We start from the raw sequence: 18,406 nt of genomic DNA, 5'->3' as shown, positions 1-18,406 counted from the left end.
ATTAAATAAGGGGCATGCTTGCTTGATATAGCATGATTTAAAACGGGAGTAAAATGGAAATCTCTATCACAATTGATTTCTATTTTGCTCTCATTTTTTGTATACATTAACCTTTCATAACTATAAACGTGTTGCGCACATATTTTACTTTTTATTTTTGATTCATATTCAATTGCACTATCCACATATGTAATCCCATTACATAATGGTTATTTTTGGAAATATAAAAGTCATTGTGATAAATTACTCTTATTACGTCAGGCTATCTGACAAGATTAAAGATATAGGAGCATCAGATAATGCCGTCAGCAAATCAAAAACGTATGATTAAACATATACATGAAACTGTGTTTGTACTTTTACATGATTATCATTTTGATGAAATCACTGTTCAAAAAATTTGCGATATTGCAGAGATTAACCGTAGTACGTTCTACAGATACTTTCAAGATAAATACGATTTACTCTACACCCTACCTGATTTCATTACTCAACAAATTATAGCTAAAGGTGACACGTCAGCCAATATTACAACACCAGAGTCGTTTGAAGATTTTATATACTTTATTGGCAATAATAAAAAGATTTTCAAGCATTTATTAGTATCATCGCGTCAAGCTGATGTATTTAGAAGCTTAACCAATGTAAGTCGCGATATGATGCTTAATAACTCCAAACGTCAAGATGATCCATTAGCTAAGAAGATTAGAGAAAGTAAACATCCTGAAATTGTAGCCGATTTTTATAGTAGTGGCGTAATAGAAGTACTACGCCGTTGGGTCGAAAATGACTACAATTACAATGTTGAAGAAGTGTTTGAAACATTAAACAACGTGCTTGAAACATCTCTAAATAGCCATAACAAATAAAAGCAATCTCACACAAACCAGGCGTGAGATTGCTTTTTAATTGATTACTTCCGTTTTCTATCTCCTGTTGTTTTATAAACCATGAAGATACTATTAGCAATGATTAATAGTGCTAGTATGACCATTGGCCAAACACCTATATTAACCATATTGAATACAATAAGTATTATCATCAAAACAAGATTTAGTGCATTTGAAATCAACATTAATCTATCCACTAAAATCACCTCTTATTACGTTATCCCCTGTTCCACTCAATTTAATTACAATTTTACGTCTACGATTGAAAGTTTTGTTTTTTCACAAATTGATTACCTACTAATTATGCTGTGCCGATAAGACGAATAAACAACATCGAACTTATTTCGTTTGAAATTGAAATGAAGTGAGAGGTTACTCAGTGTTATCTTACTTCATTCTTCCTACGTGGCAGGCATAAAGCAATTATGATAGCTATAATGCCAATGACGGCAATGATATTAAACTGGATTGTAAAGCTTGAAATCGCATTTAACACAATACTTAATACTGGTGCAATCGCTGTACCTAAAAATAAAATAAATGTATTAACTGATAAAAAGAAGCCTTGGTTACCATTCACGGTTAACCCTACTTTAGAAATCGTTGATGGGATTGCGAAGGCAATGCCACTTACAAATAGCACACTCCAAAATATGAGTAATACGATATTCGTTGTCATAGACATCAAGATAAGCGAACCTGTGCTCACAATCAGTGCACCTAAGATGAGATTTTTAACGCCAATACGGTCGCTAATACGCCCCGCTACAAGTGACAGTAGCATACCTATAATACCGAACAATTTAGCGTTAATCGCAGTCGTTTCATTTCCACCAATCGTATCGGACGTGACGTAATTATTAAACACTGTATACATACTAATAAACATCGTTAATAGTGTTAGTGACACACCATAACATAGTAGCACTGCTTTATTTGTCTTAAAATCACTAAAATTATTAAAGAATTTAAGTAACTGAATGTTTGGATTTTTCACTGGGCTTTCAGGAATTTGTTTAAGAATAACGAAAGCTAGGATAATATAAAGCACCGTTAATGTGAAATAAACCATGTGCCAATTTGAAAAGCCAACGATAATTTCACTTAAGTTTTGACCAATAATCCCGGATAGCATAAAACTTGTACTAATAAAGCTGATCGCAGTCATACGTTTAACCGGCGCGTAGGTTTCTGTGACATATGTGATAGATATGGGTGAAAAGGTAGCGGCAAATATGCCTTGTATGGCTCTTAAAATAACAAGTATCGTGAAAGAATGTACAAATCCTATAACTAAGCAAATAAGCACTAACCCACTAATACCAAATAATATAGTACGAATACGTCCATATTTTTCTGAAATAGTACCATAAAACAAACAACTCACTGAATATGTAATGGAAAATGCAACACCGTTTAACGTTGCAATGGATTGTGGAATTTTAAAGTCTTTCGCAAATTCTGCTGTTAATGGGATAGCAGTATATAAACTACTCATAACGATAATTCCAGCAATAAAAAATATGGTTGTTATTTTGTTATAATTCATTGGTTTTTGGATAGACATTTTGCTTCTCCCTTCTTCAATGTTTTCTACAACATTTCTATTATGACACTTTCGACTACTTTTCAAAAGACCACTTAAAATTGACGAAATACTTTTAAAGTTCATGCATTTAATAAATTTATACATCACCCTTTTCAAAAAAATCTCTAATTCGAAACATTTCTATTGACTATTCCTAAAATAAGGGCTACAATTCTAGTATAAATTTTATACCAATGGAGGTGACGTGTTGAAAATAGAATTAGGTTTGACTTCATTTGCAGACAATGGTGATATGGTGATGCCTGATGGTACACAACCCGCCGTGTCAAATGCGCAAAGAATTCGCGATATTGTAGAAGAAATTGAATTAGCAGATCAATTAGGTTTAGATATATATGGATTAGGCGAACATCATCGTCCTGATTATGCTGTATCAGATCCAGTCACTGTGCTTGCTGCTGCAGCATCGCGTACGAAGCATATTAAATTATCTTCAGCAGTAACTGTGTTATCATCAGATGACCCAGTACGTGTGTATCAACGCTATGCGACATTAGATGCTGTATCTAATGGGCGTGCTGAAATTATGATTGGTCGAGGGTCATTCATCGAATCTTTTCCATTATTCGGTTATAATTTAAATGACTACGAAGATTTATTTAATGAGAAATTGCAACTGTTATTACAGATTAACGAACATGAAGTCGTAAGTTGGGAAGGTAAGTTACGTCCAAGTTTCGACCCAACAGGTATATATCCTCGTGTCGAGCATGGTAAATTACCTATTTCCATTGCAACTGGTGGCACACCTGAATCCTCATTAAGAGCAGGTGCCTTTGGATTGCCGATTACGTATGCGATTATTGGTGGTAATCCTAGACGATTTACACGTAATATTGAGATTTATAAATCCGTTGCAGAATCATACGGTCATAATCCAGATGAATTATCTGTATCGGTGCACTCATGGGGCTACATCGCTGAAACTGATGAAGAAGCTAAGAAAGAATTCTTCCCTTCTTTGAAAGCACATCATGACATTTTAGGTCGCGAACGTGGTTGGCCTAGCTTTGATGAGAATATGTTAGAACGAGAAATTGGAAGTCACGGCGCAATCTACCTGGGTAGTCCTGAAACAGTTGCCCAAAAGATTATTGATACTGTGGAAACCTTAGGTCTTAACCGTTTCATGATTCATACACCTGTAGGCTCAATGCCTCATGCGAATGTAATGAAATCAATCCGTCTATTTGGCGAACGCGTTAAACCTATTGTTGATAAATACTTTGAAAACAAATAAAAAGGAGATTTTAAATTATGATTTTACGTTATGCTGCAAACTTAAAACTTGCTAAAGAATTATACACTGCTTCAAAACCTAAATTAAAAGGTGACCAAGAAATGAAAGACACATTCCAAAATGTATTTGGTTTACCAGAAAGTTCAGTTAAATTAGCTGGTACTGTAGAAGCTGCTGCTGCTGCTTTTTATGCTGCAAGTTTCTTAAACAAAAACTTATCACGTTTAGGTTCAATCGCTACTTTCGGTGTATTAGGCGTTGCTGCTTACAAACACTTTGAAGCTGGCCATGGTAAAGAAGGCGCTCAACACGCTTTAGACTTATTAGGCTTAGCTGCTTTAAGTTTCGCTGATACTTTCGATTGCGATAACAAATAATACAATTTAACTATAATATGAAAGTAGGACGTGTGATTAATGCTATCACACGTCCTACTTTCTTTATTGATCACTTTTCAAAAATTCTGGGAAAGTTTGTGGTTTATCATGAACAAGTTGTTCAAAGTCATCTGAATGTTGGTCGAGTAAACCTCTTGCACCCGCATCGTACATTGACGCTAGCAATGCGCCAAATCCTTTCGGTTCATCGTACATTTCTGCAAAAGTGTCAAAAGAAACAGGATCGTACTCAATCTTAGTACCTGATGCTTCAGAAAGTATTGCTGCTAACTCTGTCATAGAATAGCTATAACCTGATAGTAAATATCTCTGTCCAAACTTATCCGGTTGTTGTAATAACGCGACAATTCCTCTGGCAATATCGTCTCTTGAAATATAATTAATACGCCCTTCTCCTACTGGATAAATTAATTTATGCATTTTTGCAAGTTCTGGCAAATAAGGTTTCAACGGATCCATATACATCGCCATTCTGACATACGTATAATTTAAGCCACTTGAGGCTAGCAAACGTTCCGCATAGCCAAAGTATGGGCTCATATGAAATGGATTATTATGTTGATCTGCATAATAACCAATAAACATGATGTGTGAAACGTTGGCTTCTTGAGCTGCACTAACTAAATTCTCGACTTCTGGAAGTCGTTTAAATGATGGATGAATGATACTTGGAATAAATACAACTGTATCAATACCTTTAAATGCCTCAACCATACTTTCTTTATTAAAATAATCTAACTCTCGAACATTAACTTTATCTTTCCAATGCGCTGGCATTTTATCTGGATTTCGTATACCAATATTGAAATCAGATAACTGTTCTTTAATAGCATGTTCCGTTATATGTGAACCAAGATGGCCTGTTGCCCCAGTGAGTAAAATAGTCATATTTATCGCTTCTTTCTCTTTATATTTAAATAATTCTTATTTTATTATACTTCCTATAGTTATGATATTGCCTAAATAAGCTTTGTTATGCATAATCTTTTCTGAAAAAATATTGAAGGACGTTATAGAATTTAATATTTTGAGCAAACTTGATCGTAGTTAAAGATATTTTTGCAACATCTCACGACTAATATGACAATATGAGATATCCTCTGGATGTTTATCGAGTCGGTCCTGATGTTCATCCGCACTTGGAACATAGTTATTTAAGGGTAATACCTCTACAGCAATACGCGCCTTATCGGGTCGACTAGAAATGAAGCTTCGTGCTTCTTCAAGATGTTCCGCCTTCTCACTATATATCCCTGTACGATATTTTGGCCCTTCATCTACACCTTGTTTATTAATACTATACGGATCTATAATTTCGAAAAGGTAATTCATTAAATCAGTAATTGTTAATACCATAGGGTCAAACGTCGTTTTAACACATTCTGCATAACCGTCATATGTATCACTCCGTTGCGAGGAGGTCCCATTTGCACGTCCCGCTTCGGTCGTTAAGACACCCGGCAATGTTTTAATAAATGCTTGGACACCCCACAAACATCCACCTGCAATATAAATTGTTTCCATCTCTAGCACCTCATTTCTAATCTTAATTATAAAAAAATAGAAGGCACTTTGTTATCGTTTCCTTCTATTCCATCAAATTATTTTCTAACTAACGCAATGATTCCTGCAACAATAATTAAAATGCCTGATAAATAACCCATAAATTCCATTAAAAATATGTCTAGTAAGCCACCAACGATTAAAATAATTCCTATAGCTATTCTATCTCGTTCAATTAGACAGCTTAATATTAAAGTAAAGATACATAATAATAACGCGCTAAGTGCTATTACAGTCATTTTAAATGAATTTTGAGTTCCTAGTATCCAACCTATAGTTACGATTACCATTCCAGTTAGACCACCGATAATACCAAGTGCACTACCTAAAATACCTAATGTTTTTTCAGCAGTTCGATTCGTTGGTTTAGGTTTATTCATGTCTATATACGCCATTGTTGTCTCCTTCTTTATGCTGCATCATCTTCAGAAGTTGCATCTTCTGAATGACTGTCTACTGGTGGCTCATCAGAACCAGGTCCACTTGAATTGTCATCAGACTCTGATGCTTCATTGGCAGCTTCTTCAGCTTGTTGCTGTTCATATTCTTCTTGTGCCAATTGATCTTCATATGCTTGCATTGCTTTTTCATATTCCTTTTGTGCTTTTGCATTTTCTTTTTCATATAATGCTTCTACACGTGCCTCTAATTGATCATATTCAATTTCTAATACATCTTTAGAGACATGGTTCATCTTTTCCCCGTCAGTAAGTGAATTATATTCATCTACTAAGGCATTATACATATATGCTGGATACGTCACACCAACATCAGCTTGATCTGTATCTTTAGTTTTATTATTAGTGGTTGAGTCTGACTCATCTTCAACATCAGTAGTTGAGTCAGCCGAAGTATCTTTGCTGCCATTTGAATTTTTAATTTCTGATTTATTGATAATCCATTGGCCTCTTATTTTATTGAGGTTAGGTACTGTATCTAACTCTAACGTGTATTGATCACTATCGGGTACATCATAGGTAATGTAGCCTGAAGCCGTGTTATTATGATTCAATTGATGGCTGAACCCTTCATGCATGTCTTCGCTTCCATACCATTCTTCATAATTCTCATTATTCACTTTCATACTAAAATCTGTATTATCCATTAAAACTTGATCATCATTATTATTTCTAAATTTTATGTATAATCTCAAGGCTTTGCCATTTTCAGGCGCATTGTAGTCAGTGTAATGATCAATAAATTCCGCTTTAACAACTTTGATATCTACACCATCAGCATCCACAACTTGTCCTATTTTAAATTTCTTCATTTTGTCCGTAGCTTTTGCCTTGCTATTTGATTCTTCACCCTCAGCCTCATCCTTGTTGTCGCTGAAAGAACATCCTCCTAAAAAAATTAAAAATATAATACTTATAAAAAATAATCTTTTCATATTAGCCTCCTCATCTTTTTTGTAAATTAAAAGAATACTATTTACATATATTATTTTATATTTTAAAACTTAAAAAGCAATATATTTTTTATATTTAATTTAATTAATTTAGTCGATTAGTGCGTTACAAAATTTTGCAAACCAAAATAGATGTTTATTCATAACTTTTTCAGAATTACTTTTTAGACTGATATTACAAATTGGATAAAGGAGTGCAGACAAATGACTAATATCATAGCTTCAATATTATTACTCATTTCAATGGGGAGTTTAGCAGTAGCATTTCTTACAGGAATTTATCAAATACTTTCATGGTTAAGAGACAAAGATTATTCTCCTAGTTTTAAATTACCTATATTATTCTTTTTATTATACGTGGTATTCTATATCCCAACATTTATATTAATCAATTAAACATAAAGGTGGTTTATATGAAATGATTCGTTAAACTCCCTCCTCAATTCCTAAAATTAAGTGTCTGGATATGATTACTAGAGAAATAGGAAGGGAGTGGGACAGAATTCTTTTGAATTCGTTGTCCCACTCCCCGCTTGCTTTTCAACAAGTATGAAACTTTAAAGTTCTCTCTTAAAATTATTGTATCGCATCATTAACTATCGTTTTAAATGCACGTTGATCAATGCTATTGTTCTTCTCTTGTTGCGCAACAATACGTTGTTTGAATTGTTTTTTATCTTGTGCGACTTCGTTCAATATTTCAATTAACTGTTGTGGCTCACTTTGCTGAGTGATATTCTTTTCTGAAATAAATGCACGGCGATGTGCGGTTTCATCATAAGCTATAATCAATTGATTATTAAGCATTGCACGCTCAATGGCATTTACAATTTCGCCACCCTTATTGATATCTAAATAAACATCGCAAGTTGCGAATAAGTGATGAATCTTTTCTTGAGTAATGGTTGGATAGAGTTTAACGTTATCATATTTGCCTAAGTCCATTAACTTAGCGGACATTTCAGTAATCGCACCTATATGAAATTGATAATCTTTACATTGCTGTATGATCTTTTCCAAATTTGGAATATCATCAGAATTTGTTAAATTGAGTATTTGTTTCGTATATTGATTGGATTTCTGATAATCATACACATAACCCGCTTGACAAATCAATGGACGATAATGTGATGCAATATTGGATGTAATATTTTCAAACTCTACACGATCTGGGATAATTACACTTGCATGAAAGCGCCCATTATCTAGCAATAAGTTCATATTTCCCGGGACATCTCCATAACTCTGTTCTTGCCAAAATAACACTGCATTTGCAATATGATTCGATTGGTATAATACAAAGAAAGGTGTCGCTAATGAATTAATAAAGACGTCTGATGTATCAACATCTAATTGTTCTAAGAAGAAGCTGATAAAGTCCTGCTTCGTCGCAAAGAAATGCGACTGACCTTGCCAATCTAAGACGATATCATTAGTGACAAAGTTCTCGTATAATACCTCATTGCCTTGTCGATCCACATACGTTTTCAAGATTGCCGTTTTATTTAAATCATATATCGTTTCCGCATATTTAAAGCCATCTTTATTGTAAAAATCAACCGACCGCAGTTGACCATTTGTATCAAACCATTCTACAAAGTTTACGATTCTATTTTTAAAGTGTTCACGATAAAAGATACGACCTCGAACATGACCGTTATCTATAATTTCAGCTTGATCATGATTACCTTTAATTTCCCATAATGGTGGTACTTGAACTTCATTGAAAAAGGCTGCTTTATCACTATTCTTATGTTCGTAATTTGCAAAAAATTGATAAGGTGATATAAAGCCATCAGGTAAAAAACCATCATCGTCCATCACAATAGTTTGATGCTGAAAGCCTGCTAGTTGAAGTGATTGTTGAAGTTTTTGTGATGCTTCATCATATTTTTCAAATAAATTAATCATATAGCACCTCATCGATTAGATTTTGCCATTTTTGCGTAATATACTCGGTTTTAAATGATTCTGCTATAGTATATGACGTGTCATGTGGTTGCTTAGGTCCATCATTAAAATACTGCACGATTTTCTCAGCCATATAATCAGTAATAACCTCGATATCTTGGTTATCCCTATCGATAGGAATGAGGTAGCCATTTTCACCATGCTTAATAAAGGTTGGATTGCCATAATTCACATCAAAACCTATCATTCCAAGTCCTGAACCTACCGCTTCCATTAGCGTTAAGCCAAAGCCTTCACTTGTTGATGCCGACATAAACAAATCATAGTTGGCATAGATATCATCTAATTTCACATGCCCTTTTAACTGAATATAATCTTGCGCTTGATGTTCCGTAATAATGTCTTCAATCTTCGTTCTTTCGTTCCCATGACCATATATATCAAATGTTAACTGTGGTACCTCTTTTTTAGCTTTAATGACCGCTAGCGCTATCCAATCTACATGCTTTTCACTCGCTAATCTTGAAGCTGTAAGCATTGAATATGGCTTTCTCTCCGTCTTTGGATAACTCAATTGATGTAAGCTACCAACAGGTATGGTACGAACACGAGGTTGATGTGCGGTATAGGTTTCGAATTGTTCTGTTAGAATCCGGTTTTGTAGGTCTGTTGCTGTAATGTAAAAATCAATATAAGGTGCTTGCGTAAAGACATATTCATAATAATTATTCCACAAAATATAACGGTCATCTGTAGCATTGTCACTATAATGTTCTGCATGCACAACGATGCCGACTTTACTTTGTCCTTTATGTTCCAAAATCGCTTGCCCCACTTCAGTTGAACGATCGATAATGACAACATCATTCGCGTTTAAGTTTAATTTCTCCATGAAATAAGCTACAAACGCTTGTTTACTGTATAAACGTGCATCATCAAATACATACACACTGGATTCTCCGTCAATATGTTCCTTATAAGCAATAGAACCATCTTCATTATAAAACTGTCTCTTATATAACTTGGCACGATTTTCATATGGTGCATAATACTCTGAGAATGTACGTACATAGCTATAGTAATCCTTTCGCACTAACATACCGTTAATGACAAATTCTGCACGATCGACAATTGTGTCATTTTCATTTTTTAAATAACAACTCACATATGAATTATCATTTCCAATGTATAAACGAATCGTTTTACCCGTGATGGTTTGGGCAGTGACAGGATTACCTAAATCGTTAATCAAATCATCAATAGTATACGTTGTTGGTGCAATGGGAATATCACTAAAATATTGATACAACCATATCACTTCATCATCTTTAAACCCGATATTGGCTGTTAACGTTTGAATATTTTCTGCGGAAATAAAGTCCAGAAAAATAAATTTAGCTGGTTGATTGACCGCTCTTAATAATTTAGCACGATAAGCTTGGGCATATTCTACACCACTGCTCGCCCATCCAATGCCAAAATTGATATTATATATTGTCACTTATGAACACCTCATTTTAAGGGAAATGTACTACTAAATCTTGCGCTTTATCAAACGTTAAAATACTTAAGCATAAATTACGAATGATTCCTCGTTTAATATTAATCAGCATCATGTCATAGGTTTCTAGCGCTACTTTATGATACTCGAAAATCGCATTACGTTGACCATTTTGTCGGTTATTGACACTCGCTTTAAGTTGTTGCAATTGATCAACTTGACTGATCCATTCAGCATCGATTGCTTTTAATATCGCTTTTTGTTGAAAACGTAATTTAAAATAATCATTATCTGCAATTTCCATATTATATTTTAGTTGCTTGTTGAATTGTTGTATTAAATAATCGATGGTTTGGTCACGGGTTTGTATATGTTGGCTAATTGATGTGTCATGGAAACTAAAACTCAATTGCTCATATATATAACGCACAATGTCATCTTCTGTATAGATTCCCCTTGTTCTCAAATCATAGTCAAAGACATCACGCGCTAATGTATCATAGTCAAATGCACTAAAGTCAGATGTTTCAAGGATACGATTGCGTTCTTCATACACACGATCACGTTGAATACCAATACTTTTTTCAAATTCATTCGCCATCTCACGTGCCATCATTGCAGTTTCTTCAGATACACGCTGTGCTTTCGAAACAATGCCCCTCACTTTATTTCTGAAAAAGGGACTATTTTGTAATTTCACTGAATCAATATTTCTTAGTTTCTCATTTTCAGCTAACTTCGACTTACTCCATCGTTTAACAATATAGTCATCTAATGACACATATATCTGTGAAACGCCTGGATCACCTTGGCGACCTGAGCGTCCACGTAATTGTCTATCAACTCTACTATTCTCCATATGTTCATTGATAATCACAGCTAAACCGCCGAGTTCATGTACGCCGTCACCAAGTTTAATATCTGTACCTCGTCCTGCCATACTCGTTGATACTGTAACAGCACCAAGTTGTCCTGCCTCAGCAATCATTTGTGCCTCTTTGGCAACATTTTGTGCAATCAATAGATTATTAGGAATATTTTGTTTAAACAATTGTGCTGAGAAATATTCAGCCGCTTCTGCAGTTCTTGTAATTAAGAGTACCGGCTGTTTAGTAGCATGAATATTGACTACATTTTCAAGTATTGCCTTATTCTTATCTTCGGATTTCGCATAAACACGATCTTCTTTATCATTACGTATAATCGGATTGTTAGTTGGAATTTCTACCACTAATTTAGAATACAAATCGAAGAATTCCTTTTCACCTAACTTGCCCGTTCCCGTCATTCCTGAAAATTGATGAAATAACTTAAACAAATTTTGGAACGTAATTGTCGCCATGACACTTAAATCTTGTGATAAATCTACAGATTCTTTCGCTTCAATAGCTTGATGTAGACCAGATTGTAGTTTCGTACCTGGCAACATTCGTCCTGTAATACGGTCAATCAGTACAACTTCACCATTGTATATAAAGTAATCCAAATTATCTTTAAATAGATATTTTGCACGTAATGATAAATTGATGATACGTACTAAATCAAAATGTTGTGGTAGATAGATATTATTCACTTTAAAATAATGATTCGCTACATCAATACCTTCATCTGTAAGCCATACTTCTTTTTTGTTTAATTTTACTTTGAAGTGCTTATCCTCGACTAACGTTTCTACAAACATTTTTACAATGTGAAATAAATTTGATTGGACACGTGGCGCACCAGAAATGACTAGCGGTGTTTGTGCAGCATCCAATATAATAGAATCTACTTCATCAATAATCGCAAAGTTTAATTCAGGTAAATATTTAGCGTTAATATGATCTGCTAGATTATCAAATAAATAATCAAATCCTAAACGGCCATTCGTAGTATAAATAATATCATGATGATATAATGCTTGCTTTTCATTATCGGCATAGTCATAGTCGGGACTATCAACAAATCCAAGCGACGCTGTTAAACCTAACCATTCATACAACGGTCTCATTTCTTGAAAGTCACGATTAGCTAAATAATCATTTGTGGTAATTAGAAACGCACTTTTACCAGTGAGCGCGTTTAAATAGAGTGGCATAGTTGCTGTTAACGTCTTACCTTCTCCAGTTTGCATTTCTGCAATGTTGCCTTGATGCATAACAATCGCACCCATCACTTGAACATCTTTCGGATACATGCCTAATACACGTTTTGATGCTTCACGAATCGTTGCGTACGCTTCAGGTAACAATTTATTTAAAGTCGTTTCATTATTAGCCAAACGTTGTTTAAACTCAGCCGTCTTAGCTTGTAATGCTTCATCTGAAGATTGACGCATTTGTTCACTTAATCGATTGACTGCTGTCAATTGCTTCTGTAACCGTTGCAAACGCATTGAATTAATCACGTTACTTACACGACTAGCCATTTTGACCACCTCTCATATCGCTTCTTACGCCAAATATGACCCGATTTAATACGTCTAAATTCACTTCACTATCTACATTCTCATGCGCTACAGTATCCGCCTTACCTATTTCTTGAATTTTAATATTTTTGAAAAAGAGATGCGACAAACCAGCATTAATTAATTCAATTTTATAAGCATAAGCTTCATCAGGAAATTGAAATGTAGTATCGCTATGTTTAATAATTAAGTACGAATGTTCAGTATCATTTTTACGATAAAATGTCATCTTAATATAGGCACTTCCTTGAGGCTGCGCATCAAAGTTCAACAATACATTATAGTGATATCCCTTTTTCAAAATAGGAAGTGAGGGCACAGTCTTATGTTCACTAAATGTGGTTAACATACGCCAATCATGTATCACAGTTCCTGACGGCATTAATGGATTATTAAAATCCGTCCCCTCATCTTGAAAGCGCAGTTTCGTACCATACATAAACGTTCCCGTATTAATATGACGCCACAATAATGTGTAACTATTTAATACTGACATTGCTATCTCTCCCGAATTGATCTTTTAGAATAATGTTATAAAAATTGACAAACCAGCTAGTAATGGTAGGTGAATCATCATTATGTCGTCCTGGTACACCACGGCTCATCATATGTGCACCTTGTTTCTCCAATACTTGTGATACATTTTGGAAGGCTTTGGCATCGTAATCATCATTGTGCATGTATGCAATAGCAAAGATTGTATGCGATAAATGACTCGCTTTTAATTTTTCCCAAAATCGTGTATCCAAGCGTTGAATGTTTGGCATTGCGTTATCTCTTTCATTCGCTAGTAAAACATCATTCGCTGTTCCAAATTCATTAGGCCGTAACAATTTCATATTATCTGCTATCGTTCCAATATTTAATAATGGTTTCCCTACTACAACTGCAGCTGGTTCTAATTGAGCTGCATAGTACAGCGCACCAAATGAGCCCATCGATAATCCTGATAGTATGAGCTCATCATGTTTAAAGCCTAGAAAGTCTAAAGCATGGCGTATTACGTCGATGATCCCTTGTTCAAATGTTTCGGATCCAAGGTAAAATGAACCACCTTCAAGTCGAGGATCTCCAATTAAAATAAATGGCGCATCCATCTTATTCATCATAAAATAACCTTCAAATCCTTCAGCAGGTCGATAACCACTAAAATACACATTGAGCGGTGGTTTCATATCACCTGGATTGAAATAATGAATAAACTCATCTCGCTTCTCATCAGCAAAACGCTGTCCACCCATAATAAATTGTCCCATTTCTAATCGTGACCAACGTTTATGAATCGCACCAATACGTAACTTACCCTTACCTTTCGCTTTAAGCGATACACTTATATTGGCTTGTTCTGACCACATTGGCATTTGAATAGGTTGCGTTAAATCGTGCTGTAGATAACGCAAGGTCACATCTGGAAAGTTTGCGGACCATATTGGCGTTAGTCTAAAGGTATATTCAATTTCGACGTCCCCTTCAATCACATACTCCGGCCAAATTTCATTAACGATGTTCTTATCATTAACTAAATTTTGCGTCCACGTAACTAAAGGTTTAAAAGCGTCACCAAAGTCTCCTTCTAGAACGAGATATTTATTTCCTTCATATTCATACGTTCCTTGAAAATTTGGATTAACCATCGTTTTAATTGGTGATATCCTATCACCATATTGCCCAGGAAATGTCACAGCTAACAATTTATGATGTAGCTCTTCCTCAGTTTGATAATTAAGTTTCTTTACAAATTTGTGTTGGATCAATGGCTCATCATCATATTTTGGAGACCACATTTGTGCATCAATGACCGTATTATGAGGTGTTGTGACGATTTGCAATAATGCCAGTAATTCGGATGAGTATGCACTTTGCACAAATACTAAATCAAAGTTACCAAACGTTTCTATGATACTTTTCACAGCCTCAATATAACCACTATCGAATGTGAATAATGCATCATCTAGATAATCCCATTCAACACCTTTTTTATTATCAAATAATGGTTCTAAATCTTGCCCACCCACTTGTAAAATTCTAAATTTACGTGCCATGCATTTCACCTTCAATCAAACGATGTAATCGTTGAATAATCTTTTCTGAACTAAATTCATTACTCAGCTTTATAGAATGCGCAAATGAATAGTTCCAATTCTTTAAATTGACTAAGAAATAATCTAAAGCTGTACTCAATTGTTGAATCTCTTCAATGACTAAACCATTTAACTTATGATCAACATAATCCGTTTCTCGCATATTTATTTGAGGTACACCCGCACTAATACTTGAAATTTGTAAATATAAATCCGGTTCTCGATTTAAATCTACAATCACTCTCAATCGCGACATTTCTTTGATTAAATCTTCTTCGAAAGGCACATAAATCAACTTAACCTTCTCCACTTCGTCTTCAACTAACTCCGTTTGTAATATATCTTGAACCTCTGGCGAGAATGACTCAGCCTCTGTATTTAATACTTTATTTAATTGGTGAATCTCATCTTTGAACCATTGTGGTATATCACTTTCAACTGAACGCGTTAATACATGTAGCATTGTTTGCTCATGTTGATTAATATATTGACTCAGTTGATCCATAACTGAGCGTAAGTCGTTATCCTTAAGTTCACCTAACCAAACACCAATATTTGTTTCATATAATTGGCTACTCATATTAGGTAATATTTGTGCATCAAAGGGTGTCACACGCATTGTTTCAAAAGGTAAATAGTTAGGATTTTGAGCTATAAATTGGTCTAACAATATCGTATTCTCTTGCGTATCCACGATACAGTGATTCGCTTTACCAATCGTCTCTAATAATGCAACATTGATCGTTTTATTTCTCTGCTTAAATATCGAGAAACACATATTCTCTGGTTTAAATGTATCTATCATTAAATGATTATGTCGTTCATCTGCAGCAATAATTATTTTATCGTCATCTGCTAACGTCGACATATGATATTGCTGTAATTTTTCATGGATAAGTTCATCCATATTTTTATACGCTTTCTTTTGAAAATGATCATCAAATTCTGATTGAATCTCTATCCTCTGCGTCGTAAAATTTTGAACCATCATACATTGACCGTCTACATTTAAATAATATCTATTCACAGGTGCTTGCGCCTCATTGTATGTCTCAATAGCTGACACAAACCCTCTGTCATCAAATATAAATTTACGACTAAGCCTATTCTGTTCATATGCTTCGATATAGAGTAAATAGCCTTCTTGACTAAAAATAATTTTGGAAAATTGATTATCACCCGTAATAGCTATCACTTGATAAGGTGTATAGATAAATTCCGTATCCTCAGGCCAAGATAACGTTCTAAAATCAATCGCTATAGGTGTGAGAGACGTCGCCCCTTGTATGTCATCAAACAGAGACCAGTAATTTATTTCATAAAGTTCATGACGATGTAAAAACAGACGCAACATAGGAATATAATTTAAGATGATTGTATTAAATGATTCATCATTTTTATGGTGCATTGACATTAAACTTACCATGTCATCAAATTCTGTCGTTTTTCTTTTTATGAAAAAAGGCGCAACAGCGCTATCCCACCAATTGTTCGAATCATACCATGCAGGTATAAACTGTTTCATAATTATCTCCTACCAATATTTATTCAAGATTTGCTTGTATCGATCAAAGTATAAATAGGTGCGAATCGTCTCACCAATATTAATACTGATATAAACTAAAATAATTAATTGCATTGAAAAGTAAATTTCTGTGGATAGATTAGGCACTAACAATGTTGAATATAATGGCACTGCTAAAATCAGAGCAACTAATATGGCGCCAGTCCAACATACCTTTCTTGCTTTACTATTTAAATATTGTTCTGTCTCACGACCCGGACGTATAGCATCAAAATAATTTCCATTCTTTAGAAATTCATTCGCTTTTTTCTTAGTATTAATTAAGAAACGTGACAGCGAGTAACTTAGTACGATTTGTAACACAATATAAAATGTAATGCCTATTGGACTAGCAAAACTTAAAAATTCTAAACTTGCATTAGTACCAAATAATGATGCTATTAAATGAATCAAGTTATTAAGCAATACATAAACTGATAAACTGATCATAATTGAAATACTCCCAGCCGGATTCAATTTCCATGATAAATATGTTGGTGTCTTCTGCGTCGTGTTATTCATCAAGTCTTTATAAGGAAGTCGATATTCCGATAACTCAATAAATAATAAAACGAGTAATGCGACGAGTAATGTCACAATGACTAATATGAGTAATACGACACTTACGTTAAGTTTAAAAAAATGTTGATTATTAAATAAAGACTTAATCAAACTCGTTAATACAATAGGCATAGGTCCACAGATACCATATGTGATGTTTTGATCAGCTAACCAAACTAATAACATTGTCCCTGTAACAAGAACTAGCATAAGTAACATGACATTTGAATCTTTAATAAAGTTATTATGAATATACGTATTGATTACAAAATAACTTTGAAATATCGCAAACACTATCGTTATAATTCTTTCCTTGTAATGCTTTTCAGAACGTGTTTGTTTCGTAGCTTGATCCAAATTTCGATAATTCAATAGCATAATGATAACTAGCGACGTTAACCAAGGACCAAGACCTAATGAGAACACATTTAACGTATGAAGATCTCCACCCACATTCGAAACCGCTAATTTAAAAAATGTGTCTTTATTATCATATACATCGTTTGAACCTACGATTGAAATATGACTCCCGAAAATGTAGACAACCAATATAAAACAGGTAAATACAATCCTCTTATATAAAACCTTATATTCACGATTTTTTATCATAATTCCACCTAAAATTTTAAAAATAAAGTTTTTTACATTATATCAAAGAGGCTAAAGATATTAATTAGTTTGGTTTATACATACATTATTCCAACCAATAATTATACTTTAGCCTCTTTTTTTAAGGATAGACAATCACCTTATTGACAAGTGATTATTTTATAAATCTATCTCCCTAATGAAATAGTTTATTGTTCTGATCCTTTATTCTTTTTATCTTTCTTATTTTTACGAGAATTTCTAACTAATCCTAACCCCGCTAACATTGCTGCAACTGATGATAATAATCCAGTCGAATTAGATTCTTTACCACCTGTTTCTGGCAAGTCGTCTTTAGCATCATGTTGCTGTGCGTTGCTATGCATTTGTGAGTCATTGTTACTTTGTGATTCCGAAGTGCTCATCGACGTACGGCTTGTTTCACTTTCTGATGTTGATGTTGAATGACTTAGTGATGTACTTGGATTTGTTGATGTGCTCGTACTTTCTGATGTTGTTCCACTAGTTGATGCACTTGTACTTGTTGATGTGCTTGAACTTCCTGATGTTGAATCACTTGCTGATGTACTTGGACTTATCGATGTGCTCGTGCTTGAACTTCCTGATGTTGAGCCACTTGATG

Annotated in this window: 18 protein-coding genes; 4 read left to right on the top strand and 14 right to left on the bottom strand. The window is 34.2% G+C overall.

Annotated elements, in window-relative coordinates; all coding sequences use genetic code 11:
* Nucleotides 1-299: 299 nt before the first annotated feature.
* The gene (locus KA909_RS04260) at nucleotides 300-869 is read left to right on the top strand and encodes a TetR/AcrR family transcriptional regulator (RefSeq protein ID WP_193838832.1); all 570 of its coding nucleotides are present in this window, start codon (nucleotides 300-302) and stop codon (nucleotides 867-869) included.
* A 44-nt stretch (nucleotides 870-913) separates the two neighbouring features.
* Here KA909_RS04260 and KA909_RS04255 read toward each other — a convergent pair whose 3' ends face one another.
* Nucleotides 914-1,087 carry a hypothetical protein gene (locus KA909_RS04255; protein WP_193838831.1) on the bottom strand — a complete coding sequence of 58 codons (174 nt, stop codon included), beginning with the start codon at nucleotides 1,085-1,087 and terminating at the stop codon, nucleotides 914-916.
* 185 nt (nucleotides 1,088-1,272) lie between these two features.
* A complete protein-coding gene (locus KA909_RS04250; protein WP_193839942.1) occupies nucleotides 1,273-2,451 on the bottom strand; it encodes an MFS transporter in 1,179 nt (392 codons plus the stop codon).
* Between the two features lie 235 nt (nucleotides 2,452-2,686).
* Here KA909_RS04250 and KA909_RS04245 point away from each other — a divergent pair, with 235 nt between their 5' ends.
* Both KA909_RS04245 and KA909_RS04240 read left to right on the top strand, forming a co-directional pair.
* A complete protein-coding gene (locus KA909_RS04245; protein ID WP_193838830.1) occupies nucleotides 2,687-3,739 on the top strand; it encodes an LLM class flavin-dependent oxidoreductase in 1,053 nt (350 codons plus the stop codon).
* Between the two features lie 17 nt (nucleotides 3,740-3,756).
* Nucleotides 3,757-4,116, top strand: coding sequence for a DoxX family protein (locus KA909_RS04240; protein ID WP_037538195.1), 360 nt, complete (start codon nucleotides 3,757-3,759; stop codon nucleotides 4,114-4,116).
* Between the two features lie 63 nt (nucleotides 4,117-4,179).
* Here KA909_RS04240 and KA909_RS04235 read toward each other — a convergent pair whose 3' ends face one another.
* From KA909_RS04235 to KA909_RS04220, 4 genes are all read right to left on the bottom strand, one after another.
* Nucleotides 4,180-5,025 (bottom strand): SDR family oxidoreductase, encoded by an 846-nt coding sequence (locus KA909_RS04235; RefSeq protein WP_193838829.1) that lies wholly within the window; start codon nucleotides 5,023-5,025, stop codon nucleotides 4,180-4,182.
* Nucleotides 5,026-5,184: 159 nt separating this feature from the next.
* On the bottom strand, nucleotides 5,185-5,661 hold the full coding sequence (locus KA909_RS04230; protein WP_193838828.1) for a peptide-methionine (S)-S-oxide reductase: 477 nt from the start codon (nucleotides 5,659-5,661) through the stop codon (nucleotides 5,185-5,187).
* 77 nt (nucleotides 5,662-5,738) lie between these two features.
* The gene (locus tag KA909_RS04225) at nucleotides 5,739-6,095 is read right to left on the bottom strand and encodes a hypothetical protein (RefSeq protein WP_193838827.1); all 357 of its coding nucleotides are present in this window, start codon (nucleotides 6,093-6,095) and stop codon (nucleotides 5,739-5,741) included.
* A 14-nt stretch (nucleotides 6,096-6,109) separates the two neighbouring features.
* Nucleotides 6,110-7,093, bottom strand: coding sequence for a DUF4352 domain-containing protein (locus KA909_RS04220; RefSeq protein WP_245339341.1), 984 nt, complete (start codon nucleotides 7,091-7,093; stop codon nucleotides 6,110-6,112).
* A 222-nt stretch (nucleotides 7,094-7,315) separates the two neighbouring features.
* Between KA909_RS04220 and KA909_RS04215 the strand changes: the two genes are divergently transcribed.
* Complete coding sequence (locus KA909_RS04215; protein WP_193838826.1) at nucleotides 7,316-7,507, top strand: hypothetical protein; 192 nt, start codon at nucleotides 7,316-7,318, stop codon at nucleotides 7,505-7,507.
* 180 nt (nucleotides 7,508-7,687) lie between these two features.
* Here KA909_RS04215 and gtfB read toward each other — a convergent pair whose 3' ends face one another.
* The 8 genes from gtfB to KA909_RS13465 all read right to left on the bottom strand — a co-directional run.
* Complete coding sequence (gtfB, locus tag KA909_RS04210; RefSeq protein WP_193838825.1) at nucleotides 7,688-9,022, bottom strand: accessory Sec system glycosylation chaperone GtfB; 1,335 nt, start codon at nucleotides 9,020-9,022, stop codon at nucleotides 7,688-7,690.
* Nucleotides 9,015-10,523 carry an accessory Sec system glycosyltransferase GtfA gene (gene gtfA / locus KA909_RS04205; protein ID WP_210129986.1) on the bottom strand — a complete coding sequence of 503 codons (1,509 nt, stop codon included), beginning with the start codon at nucleotides 10,521-10,523 and terminating at the stop codon, nucleotides 9,015-9,017. The genes gtfB and gtfA overlap by 8 nt, the downstream gene beginning before the upstream one ends.
* 16 nt (nucleotides 10,524-10,539) lie before the next feature.
* A complete protein-coding gene (gene secA2 / locus KA909_RS04200) occupies nucleotides 10,540-12,930 on the bottom strand; it encodes an accessory Sec system translocase SecA2 (RefSeq protein WP_210126026.1) in 2,391 nt (796 codons plus the stop codon).
* Entirely contained in the window at nucleotides 12,923-13,465 is a 543-nt protein-coding gene (gene asp3 / locus KA909_RS04195) for an accessory Sec system protein Asp3 (protein WP_193838822.1), read from the bottom strand. Before asp3 ends, secA2 begins: the two co-directional genes overlap by 8 nt.
* The gene (asp2, locus tag KA909_RS04190) at nucleotides 13,449-15,011 is read right to left on the bottom strand and encodes an accessory Sec system protein Asp2 (protein WP_193838821.1); all 1,563 of its coding nucleotides are present in this window, start codon (nucleotides 15,009-15,011) and stop codon (nucleotides 13,449-13,451) included. The genes asp3 and asp2 overlap by 17 nt, the downstream gene beginning before the upstream one ends.
* Nucleotides 15,001-16,575 (bottom strand): accessory Sec system protein Asp1, encoded by a 1,575-nt coding sequence (gene asp1, locus KA909_RS04185; protein ID WP_193838820.1) that lies wholly within the window; start codon nucleotides 16,573-16,575, stop codon nucleotides 15,001-15,003. Before asp1 ends, asp2 begins: the two co-directional genes overlap by 11 nt.
* 9 nt (nucleotides 16,576-16,584) lie before the next feature.
* A complete protein-coding gene (gene secY2 / locus KA909_RS04180) occupies nucleotides 16,585-17,784 on the bottom strand; it encodes an accessory Sec system protein translocase subunit SecY2 (protein WP_193838819.1) in 1,200 nt (399 codons plus the stop codon).
* A 188-nt stretch (nucleotides 17,785-17,972) separates the two neighbouring features.
* A partial coding sequence (locus tag KA909_RS13465; protein WP_245339340.1) for an LPXTG cell wall anchor domain-containing protein occupies nucleotides 17,973-18,406 on the bottom strand: 434 nt, incomplete at its 5' end.

It is taken from the genome of Staphylococcus sp. GDX8P54P (assembly GCF_017893165.1).
Classification (GTDB): domain Bacteria; phylum Bacillota; class Bacilli; order Staphylococcales; family Staphylococcaceae; genus Staphylococcus; species Staphylococcus borealis.
This window is presented reverse-complemented; position numbering and strand designations above follow the sequence as displayed.